Below are 20,583 nucleotides of genomic sequence, written 5' to 3'. Positions count from 1 at the left end.
GTTGCGATTCAACTGAAAACGACGCACGTTTTGCGTCTTGCGCAATGCAAGGCAAGAATAGGGTGAACAGGTTATTCTCGTTTTGGGTATTCATTGACCTTTGGGTTTATATTTCCATGTTCGTGCTCGAGTGAGTGGGGTGTATGTCGGATCAGGCGAAGCCGCTCAGTGGCCTTCGTGTGCTCGTTCCTCGCGGTGGGATCTGGGGCGACCTCGTCTCCCAGGCGCTCCGTGAACAAGGAGCACAAACGGTAATTGCGCCACTAGTAGATTTTGCGCACACGAGTGAAGAAGAGAAGCTCGTCGCTGCGTTGCATGATCTTGAAAATGGCGAGTTTGATTGGATGACGGCGACGAGTGCAACGGTTGCCGATGTGTTGAAACACCACAATGCGGTGTTCCATGAGCGCACCAAGGTCGCGATTGTTGGCGAGGCGACCGCAGTAGCGTTTCGCGAGGCCGGGTACCCCGTCACTCTCACACCGAAAGAAGACGAGAACTCAACGCATCAGTTGCTCAAGGAGTGGCACGAGATCGACGCGGGCAATGTGCTCCGGGTGCTCACGCTCCGTTCAGATGTTGCGACTCCCGTGCTCACGCAGGGTCTCATCAGCCGCGGCCACAACGTGACCCAAGTGCTCGCGTTTAGAACCATTGGGGTTCCAGCCTCGGTGCACATTCGTGAAGACATCGATTCGGGCCGCATCAATGCGATTCTCGTTGCATCAGCGAAGATTGCAGAACAGGTGCGAGAGCAGTTCGTCAATGTTCCCAAAGACACGCTCGTCGTGTGCGTCGGTGAGAACACGCTTGCCGCTGCCGCTGAGCTCGGCCTTCCCGGCTGCTCAGAGGGCAACTCCACGCTCAGGCAGGCCATCATCGATGCAGTTGAGTCTGCGATCGACCACTCAGACATGCTGGACTAGCCATGGCACGTATCGAGGTGCACAGCGACCGGGTGGTCATTCGCCTCACCGCGGCCGAAAAGGCGGTGTCGCTACGCAGGCGTGACGTGGTGCTTGACCGCGAGGCGATCCGCTCTGCGGTCATTACTGACGACCCGTGGGTGTGGATCCGCGGGATCAGGGCACCCGGCGCGAGTCTTCCTGGCGGTCTTGCGTATGGAACCTGGCGCACGCGCGGTGGCAGAGACTTCGTGCTGGCGCGGCGTGGTCGATCCGCAGTTGTAATCGACCTCGATGTCGCTGAGAGCAGTGAAGATAACAAAGGGTGGATCGGAGAGTTCGACTCGTTCGCCCGCGTCATTATCTCCACCGTACACGCGGCAGATTTGGTTCGCGCGCTTCGGCTCGAAGACGCAGACGAACCGTTCAGGGTCGATACCAACAAGTAACGCGGCACCGGAATCGCAACCTCCGGAGCCGCGTCACCTGGTTGAGCTCAGTGGGTATCGCTTCGCAAACGGCTGAAGTTCGTCCCTGGCGCTTGGCGATCAGTCGTTGACGACAATGATCTCTTCAAGCGAGAGTCTCGTGCGCGGTGCGAGTTCGCGCTCTCTGAGAGGCTCGGGAAGCTGATCTGGGGTGCCGAGCTTACCGATTGTGGCGACGGTCACCGGCGTGAGGGTCGCGTCGAGGTCAAATGCCTCGCTCAGAGCCTGCGGATCGAAGCCGCCCATCTGGTGCACATAGAGCCCCTCGCTGTGCGCCTGCACTGAGAGGTGCGCAACTGCCTGTCCGAGGTCGTACTCGGCCCAACGCATAGGCTGCCCGTCTTCGGTCTGGTTCACGGCGAGGTTCACGATAAACGCGGCGGCGGTGTTTGCCCAGGCGGCGTTGCCGGGCATAAGTGCGGCTTCGACCTTTGCGAATGAATCCGACCCACGGCGCGCGATGATGAAACGCCACGGTTGCGTGTTGCTGCCGCTCGGCGACCAACGTGCGGCCTCGAAGACGCCTCGCAGCTCACCCTCGGTGAGTGCGTGATCGGCGTCGTAGGCACGCGGGCTCCATCGCTCGATGAGCGTGTCGAGAATGGGTGCGCTGGTAGTTGCGTGCTTCACTATCACGGAAAGTTCTCCTGAGTTCATACGTGTGGCGAAGCCTCTGCCTCGCCACAAAGTTGAACGTCAGGCATCCTTCTACTATTCCTGCTTCACCGGTGAAAGAAATGCGTGTCGAGCTTCGTCGGCAATCACTTCGGAGAGCGCATCGAGCACCGGGGAGCGGAGGTTCCACCGTTGCCAGTAGAGCGGCAGGTCGATGTGCGATCCCGGCATGATCTCGACGAGTCGCCCCGAAGCGAGCGATTCCGCGCACTGCAGCCGCGGCACCATGCCCCATCCCATGCCGAGCTCAATCGCCATGACGAACTCGGCAGACGAGGGTACGAAGTGTCGGGGTGGATCGACTCGGGCCCGGGTGATCCGCTTGATGAAGCGCTGTTGAAACATGTCGTGTCGATCGAATTCGAGCTGCGGTGCAGCGGCGAGGGTTGCAGCGCTGAGCCCTGATGCGAAGTACTCGACTGCGAACTCGGGGGTTGCGACGGCGTAGTACCGATCCACCCCAATGGGGGATGAGGTGCACCCGGGCACCGCCTCGCGCGTCGCGGTGAGTGCGGCCATCGCCTCGCCGTTCTGTAGCTTCTCGGTCGAGATCGTCTCGTCGGCGCGGATCACCTCGAAGCGGGCCCCGGTTTCGCGGGCCGCACGTGCGAGGGCCGGAACGAACCAGGTCGCGAGTGAGTCGGCGTTCACCACAACGGGAATGAGTGAGCCTCCGGTGGATCCCTGCTCGAGTTCACTCGCGAGGTCACTTACCACCTGCTCAACCTGGCGCGCGGCGCGAAGTACCGCGGCGCCAGCCTCGGTGACCGACACGGGTCTGGTGCGACGCAACAGCACCGAGCCAACCCGCTCTTCGAGGCCGCGGATGCGTTGACTCACCGCCGATGGCGTGATGTGCAACTGCTTAGCGGCGCCCTCGAGCGACCCCTGGTGCACGACGGCGGCGAGGGTGCGGAGGTGGTCGATGGGGAGATCCATACTCACATATTAAGCAATGCTTAATGAGGGTGAGAATAATGAGGCGCGCTAAATTCGTGAACTTGGCATCACAGGCTCTAGCCTCGATGCTGTGATCCTTCCACTTCTCATCGGCATCGGCAGCGGCCTCTCGCTCATCGTCGCGATCGGCGCGCAGAACGCGTTCGTGCTCAGGCAGGGCATTCGGCGCGAGCACGTGCTGCCGGTGGTGCTCATTTGTGGAGTCACTGACGCGATGCTCGAGCTGCTCGGTGTCGCCGGAATCGGCCTCATCGTCGAGCGTGCTCCGGTTGTTCTCGACGTGGTGCGCTGGGGCGGCGTCGCTTTCCTCATTTGGTACGCCTGGTCGGCGGCGAGACGCGCGATGCGACCCGAGGTGCTCGTAGCTGGAGCCGGCGGCGAAACTACACTGAAGAAGACCGTGCTCGCCTGCCTCGCGATTACATATCTCAACCCGCACGTCTACCTCGACACCATGGTGCTCATGGGGTCGATCGGCAACGCACAGGGCGACCCGGCCAGATGGTGGTTCGTGGCCGGCGGCGCGATTGCGAGCATCGGCTGGTTCTTCCTTCTCGGGTACGGCGCTCGCGCGCTCACGCGATTCTTCGCGACCCCGCGTTCGTGGCGGATCCTCGACGGTGTCGTCGCCGTGACCATGCTCGTGATCGCCGCCCGCCTCGCCTTTGGCGGGATCGCGGGTTAGCCGCGAAGCGTTGCGAGTAGCTCGTCGACGGCCTCGGGCGTGGTGTCGAATGCGCACATGAGACGGTAGGTGTTTCCCTTGCCTCGCGAGGTGCGGAGGTCTGCCCGAGCTGCGACCTCGGGGTCGAGCTCGCAGAACACCGCGTTTGATTCGACGGGGTGGAGTAGTGTCGCGCCGAGCGGCTCGAGTCCCTCGGCTAGCCGATCCGCCATTGCGTTCGCATGCCGAGCCGATCGCAGCCACAGATCGCCCCCGTACAGGGCGGTGAGCTGGGCTGAGATGAACCGCATCTTCGACGAGAGCTGCAGGTTCATCTTGCGCAGCGAGGTGATTCCCGGGGTGGATCCGGGCCGCAACACCACCACCGCCTCAGCCGCGAGCGCACCGTTCTTCGTGCCTCCGAGGCTCAGCAGGTCGACCCCGGCGTCGTTCGTGATCGCGGCCAGGCTCGTTCCGAGGTGCGCGGCGGCGTTGCCGAGACGTGATCCATCGACGTGCAGCAGCATGCCGAGTTCGTGAGCCTGATCGGCGAGTGCTCGGATCTCGTCGGGCGTGTAGCACGTGCCTACTTCTGTGACCTGCGAGATCGAGACGACGTCTGGTGAAGCGCGGTGTTCATCGCCCCAGCCCCATGCCTCGCGCGCGACGATCTCGGGGGTGAGCTTGCCGTGCTCGCCCTCGAGAGGTAGCAGCTTGAGGCCACCTGTTTTCTCCGGGGCGCCGGTCTCTGCGGTATTGATGTGCGCATTGCGAGCGCAGATCACCGCACCCCACCGTGGGGTCGCGGCCTGCAGCGCAAGTACGTTCGCGCCAGTGCCGTTGAACACAGGAAACGCCTCAGTCTCGGCGCCAAACAGCTCGCGCGCAACTTGCTGAAACCTTTCGGTCCACGCATCGCCGCCATACGCCCGGGCTGCCCCGGTGTTCGCGGCTGTGATCGCGGCGAGCACCTCGGGGTGGATCCCCGACCAGTTGTCGGAGGCGAATGAGTGGGGCGTTGCGAGTTCGTTCGATGGCACGAACACAGCTTACGGCGTGCGGGGTGGGGCGACGCGGCGGGGGCGGATCGCCTCAAACGCCGCACCAAACTCGAGGAGTCTCGTGTCGTCATACGCACGACCGGCGAACGTGAGACCAACCGGCATCTGAATGTCTGACATGAGCCCCATCGGCACGGTGACGGTGGGGATACCGAAATGCCGGATCGTGAGGTTGCCGTTTGCGATCCACACCCCGTTGCGCCAGCCGAGGTCTGCTGAGGCTTCGTTCACGTCCATGTCTGCGGGGCCGACATCTGCGACCGCGGGGAAGACGACGGCGTCGAGGCCGAGCTCGTCCATCCACTGTTCGAGGTCGACCTCACGGGTGCGCTCGAGGCCCCTGAATCCCGCCTCGAGTTCGGGGATCTCGGTGAATGAGGCGACCGGGTTCGCGCGCACGTGGCCCGGGTACTCGGCGATGTCGTCGTCGAAGCCGGTGTAGCGGTCGGGGAGCGCTCCCTCTGGTTGCGGGAAGATCTGTGCGCCGTCGACGCCCGTGAGATCTGGGAGTGCCGGATCGCCGTTCGCGCGCAAGAAGTCGTCCCACGACCATGCCGAGAGATCGACGATCTCGCGCTTCAGGTACTCGGCCGTCACGAAGCCGCGCGTGTGAATCTTCGGCGCGCCTGGCCGGTCGCCCTCGTAGTTCGACACGACTGGGAAGTCCACGTCGATGACCTCGGCTCCTGATGCCTCGAGGTCGCGCCTCGCGGCCTCCCACAGGTCGACAACTGAGGCGGGGGTATCGATGCGCTGCCCGGTCGGACCGCCGATACCTGGGTCTGTCGCGGTGCCGGACTCGGGGTCTGCATTGATGTACATCTTTGGAATGCCGAAGCGGCGGCCCGCGAGCGGGCCCGATCCACTGTGACCACCAAGCGCGCGATAGCTCTCGGGCCGCAACTCAGATACCGGGGGATCTTCACCCACGGCTGCGCCCGCCAGAGGTCACCGCGCGTCTCGGGATCTTCAGCAACGATGACATCGAGCACCTCGAGTAGGTCTGCCATGGTGCGCGCGTGTGGCACAACGACATCCATTGTGGGAACGAGGGGCCAGTTGCCACGAATCGAGATGACGCCGCGGGACGGAGTATAGGCGCAGAGTGCGTTGTTCGAGGCGGGGCCGCGCCCGCTCGACCAGGTTTCTTCGCCGAGCCCGAACGCTGCGAAGCTTGCGGCGGTCGCGGTGCCCGATCCGTTCGATGAGCCCGACGCGAACGGCGCGGTGAGATATTCGGCGTTGTATGGGCTCTCGGCGCGGCCGTAGACGCCGCGCTGCATGCCGCCGTTCGCCATGGGTGGCATGTTCGTGAGGCCAAGGCAGATCGCTCCGCCCGCGCGCAACCGCTCGATGGTGAAGGCGTCGCGCTGGGCCACGAGATCCTTGAACGTGGGGCTGCCGGCTGCAGCCGTGAGCCCCTTCACGAGGTAACTGTCTTTCGCCGTATACGGGATGCCGTCGAGTGGGCCGAGCGTTTCGCCGCGAGCCCTGCGCTCGTCTGACGCGCGCGCCTCTGCCAGCGCATCGTCATTGCGCACCACGAGCGCGTTCAGCTCGGTCTCGGTGCCCGCTACGTCGTACGCCTCGATGCGCGCGAGGTACGCCTCGACGAGGCCCACGCTCGTCACTTCGCCGCGCTCGAGTGCCCCTCGCAGGTCGGCGATGCTTGCCTCGACGACGTCAAAATGCTCACTCATGCTTTAGATCCTTAGACTCGTGGTTGCTGCTGGGTGATGCAGTGGATCCCGCCGCCGCGCGCGAACATCGGGCGGGCGTCGACCGTGACCACCTTGCGGCCAGGGTAGACCTCGGCGAGGATTTCGCGAGCGCGGGTGTCTGCCTCCGGCTCGTCGAACCCGCAGGCGATCACGCCGTCGTTCACGACGAGGTGGTTCACGTAGCTCCAGTCGACGAAGCCCTCGTCATCTTTGAGTGTCTTCGGCGCCGCAATCTCGTGCACGGTGAACTTGCGGCCCGCGGCGTCGACCTGGCCCGTGAAGAACTCGCGAAGCTGCGCGCTTACTTCGAAGTCTGGGTGAGCTGGGTCTTCTTGTGAGTGGAGCAGCAGGTGGCCAGGCGAGGTGATGGTTGCGACGATGTCGACGTGGCCGTTCGTGCCGAACTCGTCGTAGTCGCGGGTGAGTCCGCGCGGCAGCCACACGGCGTGCGAGGCGCCGATGGTGCGCGCCATCTCGGCCTCGACGCGGGCCTTATCGGCGTACTTGTTGCGGCGCGGGTCGAGCTGCACGGTCTCGGTGAGCAGCACGGTGCCCTCGCCGTCGACGTGGATCCCGCCGCCCTCATTCACGAGCAGCGATGAGATGACCTCAGCGCCGACCGACTCGGCGACCGTGCGGCCGATCTTGGCCGAGAGTTCCCACTCGGCCCACTCGGGGTCGCCCCACCCGTTGAACACCCAGTTCACCGCGCCGAGCACGCCCGGCCGCTCGTCGTCCACGACGAAGGTGGGTCCGAAGTCGCGCATCCAAAACTCGTCTAGCGGTGCCTCGAGAATCTCGATCTCGCTCGCGAGCATGCGCTTTGCGCGCTCGACCTCGCTCGGATCCACCACCATGGTGAGTGGTTCGAACTGCACGATCGCATTTGCGGTCTCGGCCCACGCCGCGTAGCCATCTTCTTGCTCGGCTGCCGATTCGCCTAGGGTGTAGCCGGGGCGTGGGAACGCCATCCAGGTGCGTTCGTGGGGTGCGGTTTCTGAGGGCATGCGCCAGGCCATGTGTGTCTTCCGTTCGTCGGTAGCCGTGGGAGTCGCTACTGGATAGAGTTGTTGATCAAGTGATCAACAGTGAGATTGCTCGCAAATGTACCGAATGGATCCGCATGCCGTCAAGAGCCGCAGCCCGCACGACCCGCAAGTCGGCGGCTGAGCGGCGCGCCGAGATTGCCTCCACAGCCGAGTCCATTGCGCGTGAATCGGGGCTGTCTAGTGTGACCATGCGCGCAGTCGGGGCGCGGATCGGAATCGCGCCAACCCTCGTGCTTCACCATGCAGAGAGCATGGACCTCTTGGTTGCCAACACATTTGAGCGGATCGTCGGATCGGAGCTCGGTGAGGTGACAGAACTCGCCTCGCAAGTTCGTGAGCCTGGGCGGGCACTCCCTGAGCTTCTCAAGTCGGTGCTCGACGGTTCGCGTACAGAAGTCACTCGGGTCTGGGTGGAGTCGTGGGTGCTCGGCCGAGAGAACGCAGAACTCGCGGCACGCGTGCGCGCTCAGATGGATGCGTGGCGGGCGCTACTCGCAAACCTCATTGAGGCTGGCGAGGCGGCGGGGGTGTATCGGGTCGCCGATCCGCTCGCTGTCGCCGGGCAGCTGCTCGGCATGATCGACGGCGTCGGTGCCCACTCACTCGTCGGTTGGCAAGATGACGAGAACCGTGTGGATCTCATGCTGCGGGCGGTCGACGCCATGCTCGGCGTGGCGTCGGATTGAGGCCTGTCGCGATGCTTGGCGTTGCGTCGAGTTGACCCGTGTCGCGGTGCTTGGTGTTTTACGCGCCCAGAGCCGCGAGCCTCGCGCGCTCACGAATTCCGAGCACGATGACGTCGAGACCGCGTTCGAAGAGTAGCGCATTGCGCTCGCGGCCCGACGGGTGTTTCCGGATGAGCCGATTCAGGCGCTCGTGCTCACCGCTGGGCTCGAAGATGAGGTCTGGTGAGAGCGCGTCAAGCGCCACGCCGAACGCGAAGGCGTCGAGCATCTCGACGGTGCTCAGCTGTTCGTCCTCGGGAATTCCGGCCTCGTCGAGCGCGTCGATGATGAGGGTGTAGAAGTCGACGGTGGTGGGCTCGGTGATCACGACGCTGAGCAGGAGCGGCATGACCTTCGGGTGATCCCCGTAAAGCCGCCACAGCGTGTGGGTCGACTTGCGCACCGTCTCCTCCCAAGAAGAGGAGGGCACGGGAGTGAGCGAGTACTCCTCGCCGAGCACTTCGCGGATTGCGTGAACGATGCCCACCCGCCCCTCCACGTGGTGATACAGCGATGACGTGCTTACTCCAAGGCGCTCGGCGAGCGGTACAACCTGCAGTTCGTGCCCCTCTTCGACAAGCTCGATGGCGGCGCGCGCGATAATCTCTCGGCTGAGCAGCGGTGCTTTGGGTCTGGCCACAGGGTCTCCGATGACGAGATGTTGACAAATTCGATCTCTCAAGTGCATCATACTCGTAAACCGAAATTGTTTCGGTTAATCGCTGCAGATAGTTTCGCAGTCATCAGAGAGGATGCCTCATGACGACCCCCGCCACCGCGCTCGGCCACGTGCCAGCGCCAAATTCCACGCCCGCGCCGCACGATCCGCGCGTTCCCCTCGGGTGGAAAAACGGCAGCGCCACCTTTATGCTCTCGCTCGCAGGCCTCATGATGGCGAACCTCGCCCCGCTCATCATGAGTGTGCTCGGCGAACTCGGGTTCGACATCGTTGAATCGGGCAACATCCTCACCTGGGCACTTCTCGCCTCGGCAGTCGTCGGCCTCGGCACCGCACGCCTCGCAGCAGGCGCGCACCGGCGGGCGCTCGCCGCAGCTGGTCTCGTTGTCGCGACTCTCGGCTTCGCGGTCGCCGCGATGCTGACGGGGCCCGCGGTTGTTGTCGCGAGCTTCATCATCGGTGGGGCGGGCGTTGGAACCGCGATTGCAGCGTCTGGCGCTGCGATCGCGGCGATCCGCAACCCGAACCGCGTGAGCGCCACGAGCGGTGTCGTCAACCGCGTGCTCGTGATGATCGTGCTCGCGATCATTCCCATCATTGGCCTGAGCCAAATCAGCGTGTTCGGTGCACTCGCGGTGCTCTCGCTCATTGGGCTGGTACTCGCTGCCTGGCTTCCCAACGCGCCAGATTATGCCGAGCCCGTCGAGGTCACCCAGTCATTGAAAATCGCCGAGCCGCGCCGCATCACCATTGCTGGCATAGTGCTGCTCGTGCTGTTCCCAGTCTGGGGCGCGAGCGAAGATGCGGTCTGGACGCTCACCTCGGTCCTCGGCGACAACGTCGGGCTCGATCCCGCGGCCCTCGGCTTCGCGCTCAGCGCCGCGGCCGGTGGCGGCGCAATCGCAATGATCATTGTGACCGTCTTCGGCAACCGCATGGGTCGCGCTGTTCCGCTGGTTATTGCGCTCGTACTCGGCGGTGCCGTCAAGATGTGGATCGGTCTCGCCACCGACCCCTCCACGCTCGCCGCGCTCATCATCGTCGTGAACACCATCTACGGTTTCGCGTTCGTGCTCTTCCTCGCGACCGCCGCAGGACTCGACGCCCGCGGTCGCTGGTCGGCGCCACTCATCGGTGCGTACCTCGTCGGTTCGAGCTTTGCCCCGATCATCGGTGCGTGGATCATCGACGCCGTCGGCATTCCGACCTTCGGCGTGCTCATGGGCATTGTGAGCTTCATCGCGATCGTTCCTGCGGTCTGGGTCGCTCGTGTGTCAATTGGAGCCGAGAAGGCACTTGCTCGTCAGGGGGCGACATCGTGATGAGCAGCGCTGTGACCACCACCATCTACCGCGCCGACACCGTATTTACTGGGCGCGCTGGCAATCCACTCGCTGAGGCGGTCGCCGTGCGCGACGGGCGTGTGCTCGCGGTCGGCTCGGCTGATGAGGTCGCTGCCGCGGCGGGTGCCGAAGCGTCGATAGTGGATCTCGGCAACGTCTTCGTCGCACCCGGGTTCGTCGAGTCGCACACGCACATGCTCATGCTCGGCCAGGCCGTCGAAAAGGTGCAACTGCGCGACTGCGAGAGCGTGGCCGAGATTCAGTCGCGGCTTCGCGCGGCTCGGGACGCGAACCCAGAGGCTCGCCAGATCCTCGGCATCAGCTGGCGGTTTGAGGCGCTCGCTGGTGCGGATCCGACGGCCGCGATGCTCGACGAGGCGGTCGTCGATGTACCCGTCGTACTCGACGCGAACGACCTGCACTCCGCGTGGGTGAACAGCGCGGCGCTCGACGCGATCGGCATCACCGACGAGACACCCGACCCGATTGGCGGGGAGATTCGCCGTGACGCTCAGGGTAAGGCGACCGGGTTTCTGCTCGAGACTGCCGCGATGCAGCACGCGTGGCCGTACATTGAAGAGTCGGCAACCGAGGCGGATCGCGACCGGTACCTGCAGAACGCGTTTCGTGCCTATATCGAAACCGGGGTGACGACCGCGACCGAGATGGCGTTGAACGAGGCCGACCTCGCTGCCTTCGAGCGTATGCTCGACCGCGACGGGCGGCTGCCGTTCGCGATGACCGCTCACGTGATCTTGCAGCCGAGCGGGGCTCCTGGGACCGACCGGGCTCAGGTCGAGCGCGCCGCCGAGTGGAGGGACCGCCTCGCCGCGCGCTGCGAGGGGCAGGATTCCGCCGGCACGCTGCGCATCGCGGGAGTGAAGTTCATTCTCGACGGCGTCATCGACGCCTGCACCGCGGCCATGCGTGCACCGTACGCCAACGGGTCAAACGCTGAGCCGATCTGGCCTCGCGAAGACGCGATCGCTGCCGCAGTTGCCGCGGACTCGCTCGGTCTGCAGCTTGCAATCCACGCGATCGGTGACGCGGCGAGCGAGCTCGCGCTCGAACTCGTCGAGGCCTGCGAAAGAGAGAACGGGCCGCGTGCTGACCGCCGCCCCCGCATCGAGCACCTTGAGTCGGTGACCAGCGAGACGATCCACAATATGGCGCGCCTTGGAATTACCGCGTCGATGCAGCCCGTGCACTGCGACCCCGCGATCATGGATAACTGGCTCGCGATGCTCGGTGACGAGCGTGCTGAGCGTGGGTTTCCGTGGCACGAGTTTCGGAATGCGGGCGTGCACATGGCGCTCGGAACCGATGCGCCAACCGCACCGCACGAGGCGCCACACAACCTGTTCATCGCGATGACCGCGAGGTCGGTGCTCGAGCGGGATCGCCGGGCCTACGCACCCGAGCGCGTGTTCACGCCCGCCGATGCTCTCGAGGCGATGACCTACGGAGGCGCGTGGGCGACCCGCGCGGAGGAGGAGGTTGGGGCCCTGGTGCCTGGGGCTCTCGCCAACTTCGTCGTGCTCGACGCAAACCCCCTCGCTGATGCGCCCGAAGCGCTGCTCGACACGAAGGTGCGGCTCACCGTCGTTGAGGGGAGGTGCGTCACTCGGCGGGGGATGGGGTTTAGGCTTTCCGCGCCAACGGGCCGGTAACTGCAACCATCTCTACTTGCAACCTTTGCCGCCGGTATCCCTTCTCCACCCACCCGGAGCTCAGTTGGCACTTTGGTGCACGATCCACCGAAATGAGGCACCAAAGTGACAACTGAGTGAGGCTAATCAACTTCGGCGAGCCAGAGCCGCGCTAAGTTGGCGTTTGAGTTCGTCACTGCGTCGATAGAGCAGTGCCGAGGTCACCTGCAGAACTTCCCACCCAGCATCGGCATAGTCGCGATACTTCTGGATGTCACGATTCCATTGATGCGAGCTCGTGAGATGGTGCCGACCTTCGTACTCCACAGCGAGCTTTTGTGTAGGGAAGGCGAATTCACTGCACCCGAGCAAACGCCCTCGTTCGTCATATACGTCGTGATCTAGCACAGGCACAGGGAGACCCCATTCAAGCATTTTCATACGTAGATGACTCTCGGGAGCAGACGCACTTGACGTGCTCAGGAGCGGCAGTAATTGTCGAAGTACTGCGGCGTGCTCTCGTCGACCCGCCTCGAGTATCTGCTCGAGATCATTCAGGGTTGCGAGCGGCGGTCGCTCGAGTCGCTGAGTGCCTGGAATTCTCACGCGGCGGATCACTGCATCACCAAGCGCGATCGCATCGGCCCGATCTAGAGCGCCCGCGAGCATCGCCCAGGTCGTTGCCGGGTCGGTGAGCCGCACATGTTTTCGTTCGACCACGTTTACAAGATGTGGTCGAACCTGACTCGAACTGATGCCGGTTCGTCTCGTTGACCGATGTGGGTAATACGCGCACACCTCGAGAACGTCGGATTTACTCGGTGGGACCGGGAGCCCCCAGAGTGCCGCGGCAGTGCGGCGTGCAAAGAAGTGGTTCGGCCCGATTGAATCAGCTACCGCAATTGCGCGGGCGCGCTGTCTCTCGCGCCACCACTCTGCAGGGTGCCCCTGTTCCTGTGCATCGTGGGTTTGCCGAATGTAGAGGCCTTGCGCGATCCGGCGAACATCATCGCGCGCAAGACGGCGTGAGCCGACTCCCGCTGCTCTTGCCTGTGCCGTCGAGAACCCTGGGCCGAGATGCTTGGAGAGGGATCGGGGGGTCATGGGCATTGGGCAATTCTGATGCAACGTGGCGTTCTGAACCCGAGCACTAAGTGCCGAATATGAATAATTTGCGCGATTATCGCTAGTTTCAACGTTGTGGACGGCAGGGCGGGTTCGCCGGGTCGCTCGATACTTCCTAGCTGAGTGGCACTCTGCCGTTGAGTTGTCACTTCGGTGCGCTAAAAGTGTGGATCGCGCACCAAACTGACAACCCAACCGTGCTGGCCAGAGGGTGTGGATCGCGGGCCATTCGGTTGGTGGCTTGTGATTGGTGACCGAGGGGGAGGTGGCGGGCGCTAGATGAAATAGTTCTACGGGGCTACGCTGGGATCACGAGTCGACGGTGACTCGCTGGGACGCCTGATGGGACTGAGGTTCATGAGCAGCGCACACGACACCAACGCAAACCATTCGTCGCTTGACGAAGAGCTTGAGACGATCGATCCGGAATTTAGACATGGGGTGCAGCACCTACTCACCCTCATCGACGATGAAGATCTCAATGAGCGCGAACCCCGTGACGTGGTGGGGTCGATCCGCTCGATGCTGTCGCTCGCCGAGCGCAGGGAACCCAGCGAGACGCTCGTCAAGGCGTTCACCCCAACCCTTCGCGAGCACGGGTGGACCTCTCGCCGCACGATTGTGAATATCTGTACTGCCGATGCGCCTTTCCTCGTCGACTCAGTTACTGCGGCCGTGGCCCGACTGGGTCTCACCGTTCACCTACTCATGCACCCCTTGGTGTCGGTGCGGCGCTCGGACACCGGCGAGTTGCTTGAGATCGAGGCGCACGGAGGTGACCTCGAGTCGTGGATCTACCTCGAGGTGGATCGGGTGCCGACCGATGAGGAGCGGATCGCTCTCGAGGAGCGGCTCGGTGACGTGCTCGCTGATGTGCACGCGGCGGTCGGCGACTGGCAGCATATGCGGCGCGCGTGTCTTGAGATCGTCACTGACCTTCGCGCGGATGCCCCCGCGACGGTTGACCCGGCCGAGGTCGGTCCAACGGTTGAGTTCTTGAACTGGCTTGCCGACGATAACTTCACCTTTCTCGGGTACCGCGAATATCTTCTTGAGGGAGAGACGGGCGAGGAGGTGCTCCGGCCGCTCCCGCACACTGGGCTCGGGATCTTGCGCAAACCAACAACAGCGGTGTCGCAGCTCAGACCAGAAGCCTCGCGCACGGCGCGCGATCCACGCCTGCTCACAGTGACCAAGGCAAACTCTCGAGCGACGGTACATCGCGACGTCTACCTTGACTATGTCGGCGTGCGCACGTTCAACGATGCCGGCGAGGTGATCGGCGAGCGACGCTTTCTCGGCATGTTCACGTCGGTCGCGTATGCTGCGAGCGTGATGACGCTGCCCATCGTCTCGACGAAGGTGCAGGCCGTGCTCGACGAGTCGGGTTTCGCGTCGAATTCGCACTCGGGCAAAGATCTGCTGCAGATTCTCGAGCAGTACCCGCGCGACGAGCTCTTTCAAGACAGCCCGCAGCATTTGCTGCAGGTCGCAGTCGAGGTCGGCAGGCTCCGTGAGCGCCGCCGTGCCCGCATTTTCCTGCGCCGCGACGAGTTCGGTCGCTTCGTTTCGGCGCTCGTATTCCTGCCGCGTGACCGCTACAACACGGTCGTGAGGCTGCGAATTGAAGCGTTGCTGCGCGAGGTCTTCGGCGCAGAGACGGTGGATCACACGACGCGCGTCGGTGATTCGCCGCTCGCGCAGGTCCACTTCGTTGTGCGCCTGCCGAAGGGGTCATCAATCCCAGACGTGTCTGAGGCAGAACTGCAGGCGCAGCTCGAGGCCACGATCCAGAGCTGGAGCGAGGTGCTCGTTGACGCGCTGCACCGGACACACGGAGAAGAGGAGACCGCCAGGCTGCTCGCGCAATACGGCAACGCGTTTCCCGAGGCCTACAAAGAAGATGTCACCCCGGAAGAAGCGATCGAAGACATTGCGCTGCTCGAGGGCCTCATGGCCGAGCGCGAGTTTGGGGTGCACCTCTATCCGCCCGAACCAGACGAGCCAAATAAGCGCTTTTTGACCGTCGCGTCACGAGAACTGTATCCGCTGACGCGCGTGCTGCCGATCCTCACCAACCTTGGCGTCGACGTGGTCGATGAGCGCCCCTACGCGCTGACTCTTGCGAGCGGCGAGACACACTACATCTCTGACTTTGGGCTGACCGCACCAAGCCACGAGGATTGGAATGACCCCGAGTGGGGCGTTGAGTTCGAGCGGGCGTTCGCAGCCGTGTGGACCGGGGCGGCAGAGAGCGACAGCCTGAACGCGCTCGTGTTGTTCGGTGGACTCACGTGGCGGCGCATCGTCATCCTCCGCGCAATTGCAATGTACCTGCGCCAGATCGGGTCGGCGTTCTCGGTCGAATACATTGACCAGGCGCTCATCGCGCATCCAGCCATCGCTGCCGATATCGTGCGGTTGTTTGAGCTGCGCTTCGATCCAGATCTGACCGGCGAGCGCGCTGAGCAAACCCGCGCGGCGCATGCGTCACTCAAGGAGCAACTCGAGCAGGTGGCGAGCCTCGACCAGGACCGCATTCTGCGCTCCTTCATCAGCATCATCGACGCCACCTGGCGCACGAACTTCTTCCAGCGCGATGAGCACGGCGACCCGAAGCCATGGGTGTCGATGAAGCTCGACTGCGCGTCGATACCTGGTTTGCCGAAACCGCACCCGATGGCCGAGATCTGGGTGTACTCGCCCGAGGTCGAGGGCGTGCACCTGCGATTCGGGGCGATCGCGCGCGGTGGGTTGCGCTGGAGCGATCGGCGCGAAGACTTCCGCACCGAGGTGCTCGGGCTTGTGAAGGCGCAGATGGTGAAGAACGCGGTGATCGTGCCGACCGGCTCGAAGGGCGGCTTCGTCGCGAAGCGGCTCCCCGATCCGGCGGATCGACCCGCTTGGCTCGAGGGGGGTAAGGCCGCATACCGCACCTTCATCAGGGGGCTGCTCGACATCACCGATAACCGGGTTGGGAGCGAGGTCGTGCCACCAGAGCGCGTCGTGCGCCACGACGGCGACGACTCGTATCTCGTGGTCGCGGCAGACAAGGGCACGGCGTCGTTCTCAGATATCGCGAACGGTATCTCGGCCGAGTACGGGTTCTGGCTTGACGACGCTTTTGCCTCTGGTGGATCGGCGGGCTACGACCACAAGGGCATGGGTATCACGGCGCGCGGGGCCTGGGAATCGGTGAAGCGGCACTTCCGCGAGATGGGCCACGATACCCAGAGCGAGGACTTTACCGTGGTCGGCATTGGCGACATGTCGGGCGACGTTTTTGGGAATGGGATGCTTCGCTCTGAACACATCAGACTCGTTGCGGCGTTTGACCATCGGCATGTCTTTGTGGATCCAACGCCCGACGCGGCGTCTACCTTTGTCGAACGGCAACGCCTGTTCAACACCCCGGGGTCTTCATGGGGCGACTTCGACGAGTCGCTCATCTCGGCAGGAGGTGGGGTGTTCCCGCTCACGGCTAAATCAGTCAAGATCAGCGACGAGATGCGGGACGCTTTGGGACTCGAACCGAGTGTCGACTCGCTCACACCTGCTGAGCTGAAACGCGCGGTGCTGCTTGCGCCGGTCGACCTGCTCTGGAACGGTGCGATCGGTACCTACATCAAGGCAAGCAGCGAAACCAACGCCGAGATCGGAGACCGCGGAAACGACGCGGTGCGAGTTAACGGTAACGAGCTGAGGCTGCGGGTCGTTGGCGAGGGCGGCAACCTCGGTGTCAGCCAGCACGGTCGCATTGAGGCGGCGATGCACGGGGTGCGGATCAACACTGATGCGATCGACAACTCCGCGGGGGTTGGCACCTCAGACCGCGAGGTGAACATCAAGATTCTGCTCGGTGCTGTGGAGCGCGACAGACGCCTGACCCGCGATGCCCGCAACGAGCTGCTGCATTCGATGACCGACGACGTCGGCGTGCAGGTGCTGCGCGACAACTACGAGCAAAACGTGCTCCTCGGCAACTCTCGGGCCAACGCCGCAGAGATGCTGCCCTCACACGAGCGGCTCATCGAGTGGCTCGAAGGGCGAGACGAGCTCGACCGCGAACTCGAAGGCCTGCCGAGCGTCACCGAGGTTAACGAGCGCATTGCGGCCGGTCGTGGTCTGACACGGCCCGAGTTCGCCGTGCTCATCGCCTATGCGAAGCTCGCGTTGAAGGCGGATCTCGCGTCGACCGCGCTCGCCGCAGACCCCTGGTTCGAGCGCACGATGGCGGAGTATTTTCCCGCGCAGATTCGTGAGGTGTACGGTGATGATCTCGCCGCGCACCCGTTGCGCAGCGAGATCATCGTCAACTCGGTCGTCAACTCGATGGTGAATCGCGGAGGGATCACCTTCGCCTACCGTGCCGCCGACGAGACCGGTGCGACGAGCGAGCAGATCGCCCTCGCCTACGTGGCCGCGCGAGAGATCTTCGACCTGCGCGGCTTCGTCGAGCAGGTCGAGGCGACAGACAATGTCGTGTCGACCGAGGTGCAGACGAAGCTGTACCTCACGTTCAGGCGGCTGCTCGATCGCGCAACCCGGTGGTTTGTGCAGCACCGATCAGAATCCATTGACATCGGTGCTGAGGTCGAGTTGTTTGCAGACTCGGTGTCGCAGCTCGCGCCGCAACTCGGGTCGCTGCAGCAGGGTGTAGAGCGAGAGCGCTTCGACGCCGAGAAAGCGGAGTTCGTGGAGGCCGGTGTTCCCGAAGAGCTTGCACAGCGAGGGGCTGGGCTGCTCGACTCACTCGCTCTGCTCGATATCATCGAGCAGTCGCGGGTTCGTGGGTGGAGCATTGACGAGGTCGCGGGCGTCTACTTCGCTACATCGTCGCGCGTGCACATCGACGAGTTGCTTGCCCGCGTGACGGTGCTGCCGCAAGACGACCGGTGGGGTTCACTCGCGAGGGCTGCGATGCGCGACGACCTCTACGCGGTGATGAGCGAGCTCACCGCGTCGGCCATCGAGCGCACGGCGGGTGGCGATGCGGCGGTTGTGGATCCAGTGGCCCGCGTCGACGCATGGATCGCGGGTGGCGGACCGGCTGCAGCGCGTGCGCTCGACGAGGCTGCGGCCGCTGCGGGTGCAGGTGAGGAAACGGGGCTCGCAACGCTATCGGTCGCGCTTCGCAGGCTTCGCTCGCTCGTGCGCCAATCTCCCAGCATGCGGCAGTAGCGGCCGTCGACAAAGTTTTATAAACTTGAGTCAACTGCACTCAAGTTTGTGATTTCGGTGCGTGAGCCGATCCACACAACACCTACGGACCATGAGAGGAACACCATGCAGGCAAATTGGCAGCCCGCCCCAGAGGGCGGCGAGCAAAGCGCGCTTGAACAGTTCGGCGTGAACCTCACCGAGGTCGCGCGCTCGGGCAAGCTCGACCCGGTGATCGGGCGCGACAGCGAGATCCGCCGTGTGAGCCAGGTGCTCACCCGGCGCACGAAGAACAACCCAGTGCTCATCGGTGAGCCTGGCGTCGGTAAGACAGCCGTCGTCGAGGGGCTCGCCCAGCGTATCGTCGCGGGCGATGTCGCCGAGTCGCTCAAAGACAAAGAGCTCATCTCGCTCGACATTTCAGCGCTCATCGCGGGTGCCAAATATCGTGGCGAGTTCGAGGAGCGCATGAAGGCGGTGCTGCAGGAGATCAAAGACTCCGACGGGCAGATCATCACGTTCATCGATGAGTTGCACACCCTCATGGGTGCTGGCGGCGGCGAGTCCTCGGTGGCCGCATCGCAGATGCTCAAGCCGATGCTCGCGCGTGGCGAGCTGCGCCTCATCGGTGCGACAACGCTCGACGAGTACCGTGAGTACATCGAGAAAGACGCGGCACTTGAACGGCGCTTTCAGCAAGTGTACGTGGGGCAGCCGTCGGTCGAAGACACGGTCGCGATTCTCCGCGGGCTCAAGGAGCGCTACGAGGCGCACCACAAGGTGACGATCGCCGACTCGGCCCTTGTTGCAGCGGCGTCACTCTCAAACCGATACATCACCGCGCGTCAGCTGCCAGACAAGGCGATCGACCTCATTGACGAAGCGGCGTCGCGCCTGCGCATGGAGATCGACTCGGCGCCAATGGAGATCGACGAGCTGCGCCGCGCGGTGGATCGGCTGAAGCTCGAAGAACTTGCACTGAAAAAAGAGAAAGACGACGCATCGAAAGAGCGGCTCGCGAAGCTGCGCGAGGATCTTTCGACCCGTGAGGCTGAGCTTGCCGTGCTCGAGGCGCGGTGGGAACGCGAGCGCACGTCACTCAACCGACTCGGTGAGCTTCGCGAACAGCGCGATAGCAAGCGCATGGAGGCTGAGATTGCCCAGCGCGAGGGAAACCTCGAGCGCGCCTCACGGATTCTCTACGGGGAGATTCCCGACATCGAGCGCGAGATAGCAGAGGCAGAGCGTGCGGAGAGCGAGGGCACTACGGCCGACGGCGAACCCCGCATGGTGAACGACCAGGTCACCGACGAAGACATCGCAAATGTTGTCGCCGCGTGGACAGGGATTCCAGTCGGTCGCCTGCTCCAGGGCGAGACCGAGAAGCTGCTCGCGCTCGAGCACGAGCTCGCGAAGCGCGTTGTGGGGCAGCAGGAGGCTGCGCGCGCGGTGGCCGACGCGGTTCGGCGCACCCGAGCAGGCATTGCGGATCCGAACCGACCCACCGGCTCGTTCCTCTTCCTCGGGCCAACTGGTGTCGGCAAGACCGAGCTCGCCAAGGCTCTCGCCGAGTTCCTCTTTGACGATGAACACGCCATGGTTCGCATCGACATGTCGGAGTACGGCGAGAAACACTCGGTGTCTCGCCTCGTCGGGGCCCCTCCCGGGTATGTCGGCTACGAACAGGGCGGCCAACTCACCGAAGCTGTGCGCCGCAGGCCGTACTCGGTCGTGCTGCTCGACGAGGTTGAGAAGGCGCACCCCGAGGTCTTCGACGTGCTGCTGCAGGTGCTCGATGACGGTCGCCTCACCGACGGTCAGGGGCGCACGGTTGACTTCCGCAATACAATCCTCATTCTTACCTCGAACCTCGGGTCGCAGTACCTCATCGATCCCGACATGGCGTGGTCTGAAAAGGAAGAGGCAGTGCGCGAGACTGTGCGTCGCGCGTTCAAGCCCGAGTTTGTGAACCGTCTCGATGAGATGGTGATTTTCCACTCGCTCTCGCAAGAGGATCTAGGCCAGATCGTTGAGTTGTCGATCGACCGCATGCAGCAGCGTCTTTCCGAACGCAGGCTCACCCTTGCGGTCACGCCCGCCGCACGCAGCTGGTTGGCCGAGCGCGGGTATGACCCGATCTACGGCGCTCGTCCGCTGCGCCGACTCATGCAGCGTGAGATCGATGACCGGCTTGCCCGCGCGATCCTCGGTGGCGAGGCGCACGATGGAGACATGGTGCGCGTCGACGTGGCGACGAGCGGCGACGAGCTCGCGCTCGATGCGACACGGCCCGGGGGGATCCCTACCGCAGGGACAACCAATGGGATCGACGGCTCGGACGAGGTCATTGAAGGGGAGATCGTCGAGGAGTAGCTGCCA

General features: G+C 63.8%; 14 protein-coding genes and 1 pseudogene. 8 read left to right on the top strand and 7 right to left on the bottom strand.

Annotated features, from left to right (window positions below; all coding sequences use genetic code 11):
- The first annotated feature begins 143 nt into the window (after positions 1–143).
- The gene (locus H9L06_RS06230; protein WP_187554394.1) at positions 144–926 is read left to right on the top strand and encodes a uroporphyrinogen-III synthase; all 783 of its coding nucleotides are present in this window, start codon (positions 144–146) and stop codon (positions 924–926) included.
- Between the two features lie 2 nt (positions 927–928).
- Positions 929–1,354 carry a hypothetical protein gene (locus tag H9L06_RS06225; RefSeq protein WP_187554393.1) on the top strand — a complete coding sequence of 142 codons (426 nt, stop codon included), beginning with the start codon at positions 929–931 and terminating at the stop codon, positions 1,352–1,354.
- A gap of 99 nt (positions 1,355–1,453) precedes the next feature.
- Here the strand turns inward: H9L06_RS06225 and H9L06_RS06220 are convergent, their stop codons facing one another.
- Both H9L06_RS06220 and H9L06_RS06215 read right to left on the bottom strand, forming a co-directional pair.
- Complete coding sequence (locus H9L06_RS06220) at positions 1,454–2,050, bottom strand: nitroreductase family protein (protein WP_187554392.1); 597 nt, start codon at positions 2,048–2,050, stop codon at positions 1,454–1,456.
- Positions 2,051–2,104: 54 nt separating this feature from the next.
- On the bottom strand, positions 2,105–3,007 hold the full coding sequence (locus tag H9L06_RS06215; protein ID WP_187554391.1) for a LysR family transcriptional regulator ArgP: 903 nt from the start codon (positions 3,005–3,007) through the stop codon (positions 2,105–2,107).
- Positions 3,008–3,098: 91 nt separating this feature from the next.
- Between H9L06_RS06215 and lysE the strand changes: the two genes are divergently transcribed.
- Positions 3,099–3,713 (top strand): L-lysine exporter, encoded by a 615-nt coding sequence (gene lysE, locus H9L06_RS06210; protein WP_223165172.1) that lies wholly within the window; start codon positions 3,099–3,101, stop codon positions 3,711–3,713.
- Here lysE and H9L06_RS06205 read toward each other — a convergent pair.
- From H9L06_RS06205 to H9L06_RS06195, 3 genes and pseudogenes are all read right to left on the bottom strand, one after another.
- Positions 3,710–4,732, bottom strand: coding sequence for a threonine aldolase family protein (locus H9L06_RS06205; RefSeq protein WP_187554390.1), 1,023 nt, complete (start codon positions 4,730–4,732; stop codon positions 3,710–3,712). The two genes, lysE and H9L06_RS06205, sit on opposite strands and share 4 nt — an antisense overlap.
- Before the next feature lie 9 nt (positions 4,733–4,741).
- Positions 4,742–6,453: pseudogene (locus tag H9L06_RS06200) on the bottom strand (amidase).
- 11 nt (positions 6,454–6,464) lie between these two features.
- Complete coding sequence (locus H9L06_RS06195; protein WP_187554389.1) at positions 6,465–7,493, bottom strand: agmatine deiminase family protein; 1,029 nt, start codon at positions 7,491–7,493, stop codon at positions 6,465–6,467.
- Between the two features lie 59 nt (positions 7,494–7,552).
- Here H9L06_RS06195 and H9L06_RS06190 point away from each other — a divergent pair, with 59 nt between their 5' ends.
- Positions 7,553–8,209 carry a TetR/AcrR family transcriptional regulator gene (locus H9L06_RS06190; protein WP_246454277.1) on the top strand — a complete coding sequence of 219 codons (657 nt, stop codon included), beginning with the start codon at positions 7,553–7,555 and terminating at the stop codon, positions 8,207–8,209.
- A 58-nt stretch (positions 8,210–8,267) separates the two neighbouring features.
- Here the strand turns inward: H9L06_RS06190 and H9L06_RS06185 are convergent, their stop codons facing one another.
- Positions 8,268–8,888, bottom strand: a complete 621-nt coding sequence (locus H9L06_RS06185; RefSeq protein WP_187554388.1) for a TetR/AcrR family transcriptional regulator — start codon at positions 8,886–8,888, stop codon at positions 8,268–8,270.
- Between the two features lie 119 nt (positions 8,889–9,007).
- On the opposite strand from H9L06_RS06185, the gene H9L06_RS06180 reads away from it, so the two are divergent.
- Positions 9,008–10,249 (top strand): MFS transporter, encoded by a 1,242-nt coding sequence (locus H9L06_RS06180; protein ID WP_246454276.1) that lies wholly within the window; start codon positions 9,008–9,010, stop codon positions 10,247–10,249.
- 11 nt (positions 10,250–10,260) lie between these two features.
- Positions 10,261–11,940 (top strand): amidohydrolase, encoded by a 1,680-nt coding sequence (locus H9L06_RS06175; RefSeq protein ID WP_343069232.1) that lies wholly within the window; start codon positions 10,261–10,263, stop codon positions 11,938–11,940.
- A 126-nt stretch (positions 11,941–12,066) separates the two neighbouring features.
- Here the strand turns inward: H9L06_RS06175 and H9L06_RS06170 are convergent, their stop codons facing one another.
- Positions 12,067–13,029, bottom strand: coding sequence for a hypothetical protein (locus tag H9L06_RS06170; RefSeq protein ID WP_187554386.1), 963 nt, complete (start codon positions 13,027–13,029; stop codon positions 12,067–12,069).
- 372 nt (positions 13,030–13,401) lie between these two features.
- Between H9L06_RS06170 and H9L06_RS06165 the strand changes: the two genes are divergently transcribed.
- The gene (locus tag H9L06_RS06165) at positions 13,402–18,225 is read left to right on the top strand and encodes an NAD-glutamate dehydrogenase (RefSeq protein WP_187554385.1); all 4,824 of its coding nucleotides are present in this window, start codon (positions 13,402–13,404) and stop codon (positions 18,223–18,225) included.
- A gap of 105 nt (positions 18,226–18,330) precedes the next feature.
- Positions 18,331–20,577: an ATP-dependent Clp protease ATP-binding subunit gene (locus H9L06_RS06160; protein WP_187554384.1), complete on the top strand. Its 2,247-nt coding sequence runs from the start codon at positions 18,331–18,333 to the stop codon at positions 20,575–20,577.
- Positions 20,578–20,583 lie beyond the last annotated feature (6 nt).

Origin of the sequence: Leucobacter denitrificans, assembly GCF_014396385.1 — a bacterium.
GTDB lineage: Bacteria > Actinomycetota > Actinomycetes > Actinomycetales > Microbacteriaceae > Leucobacter > Leucobacter denitrificans.
Note: the sequence above shows the minus strand (reverse complement) of the source record. Positions and strands in the feature narration are given on the sequence as shown.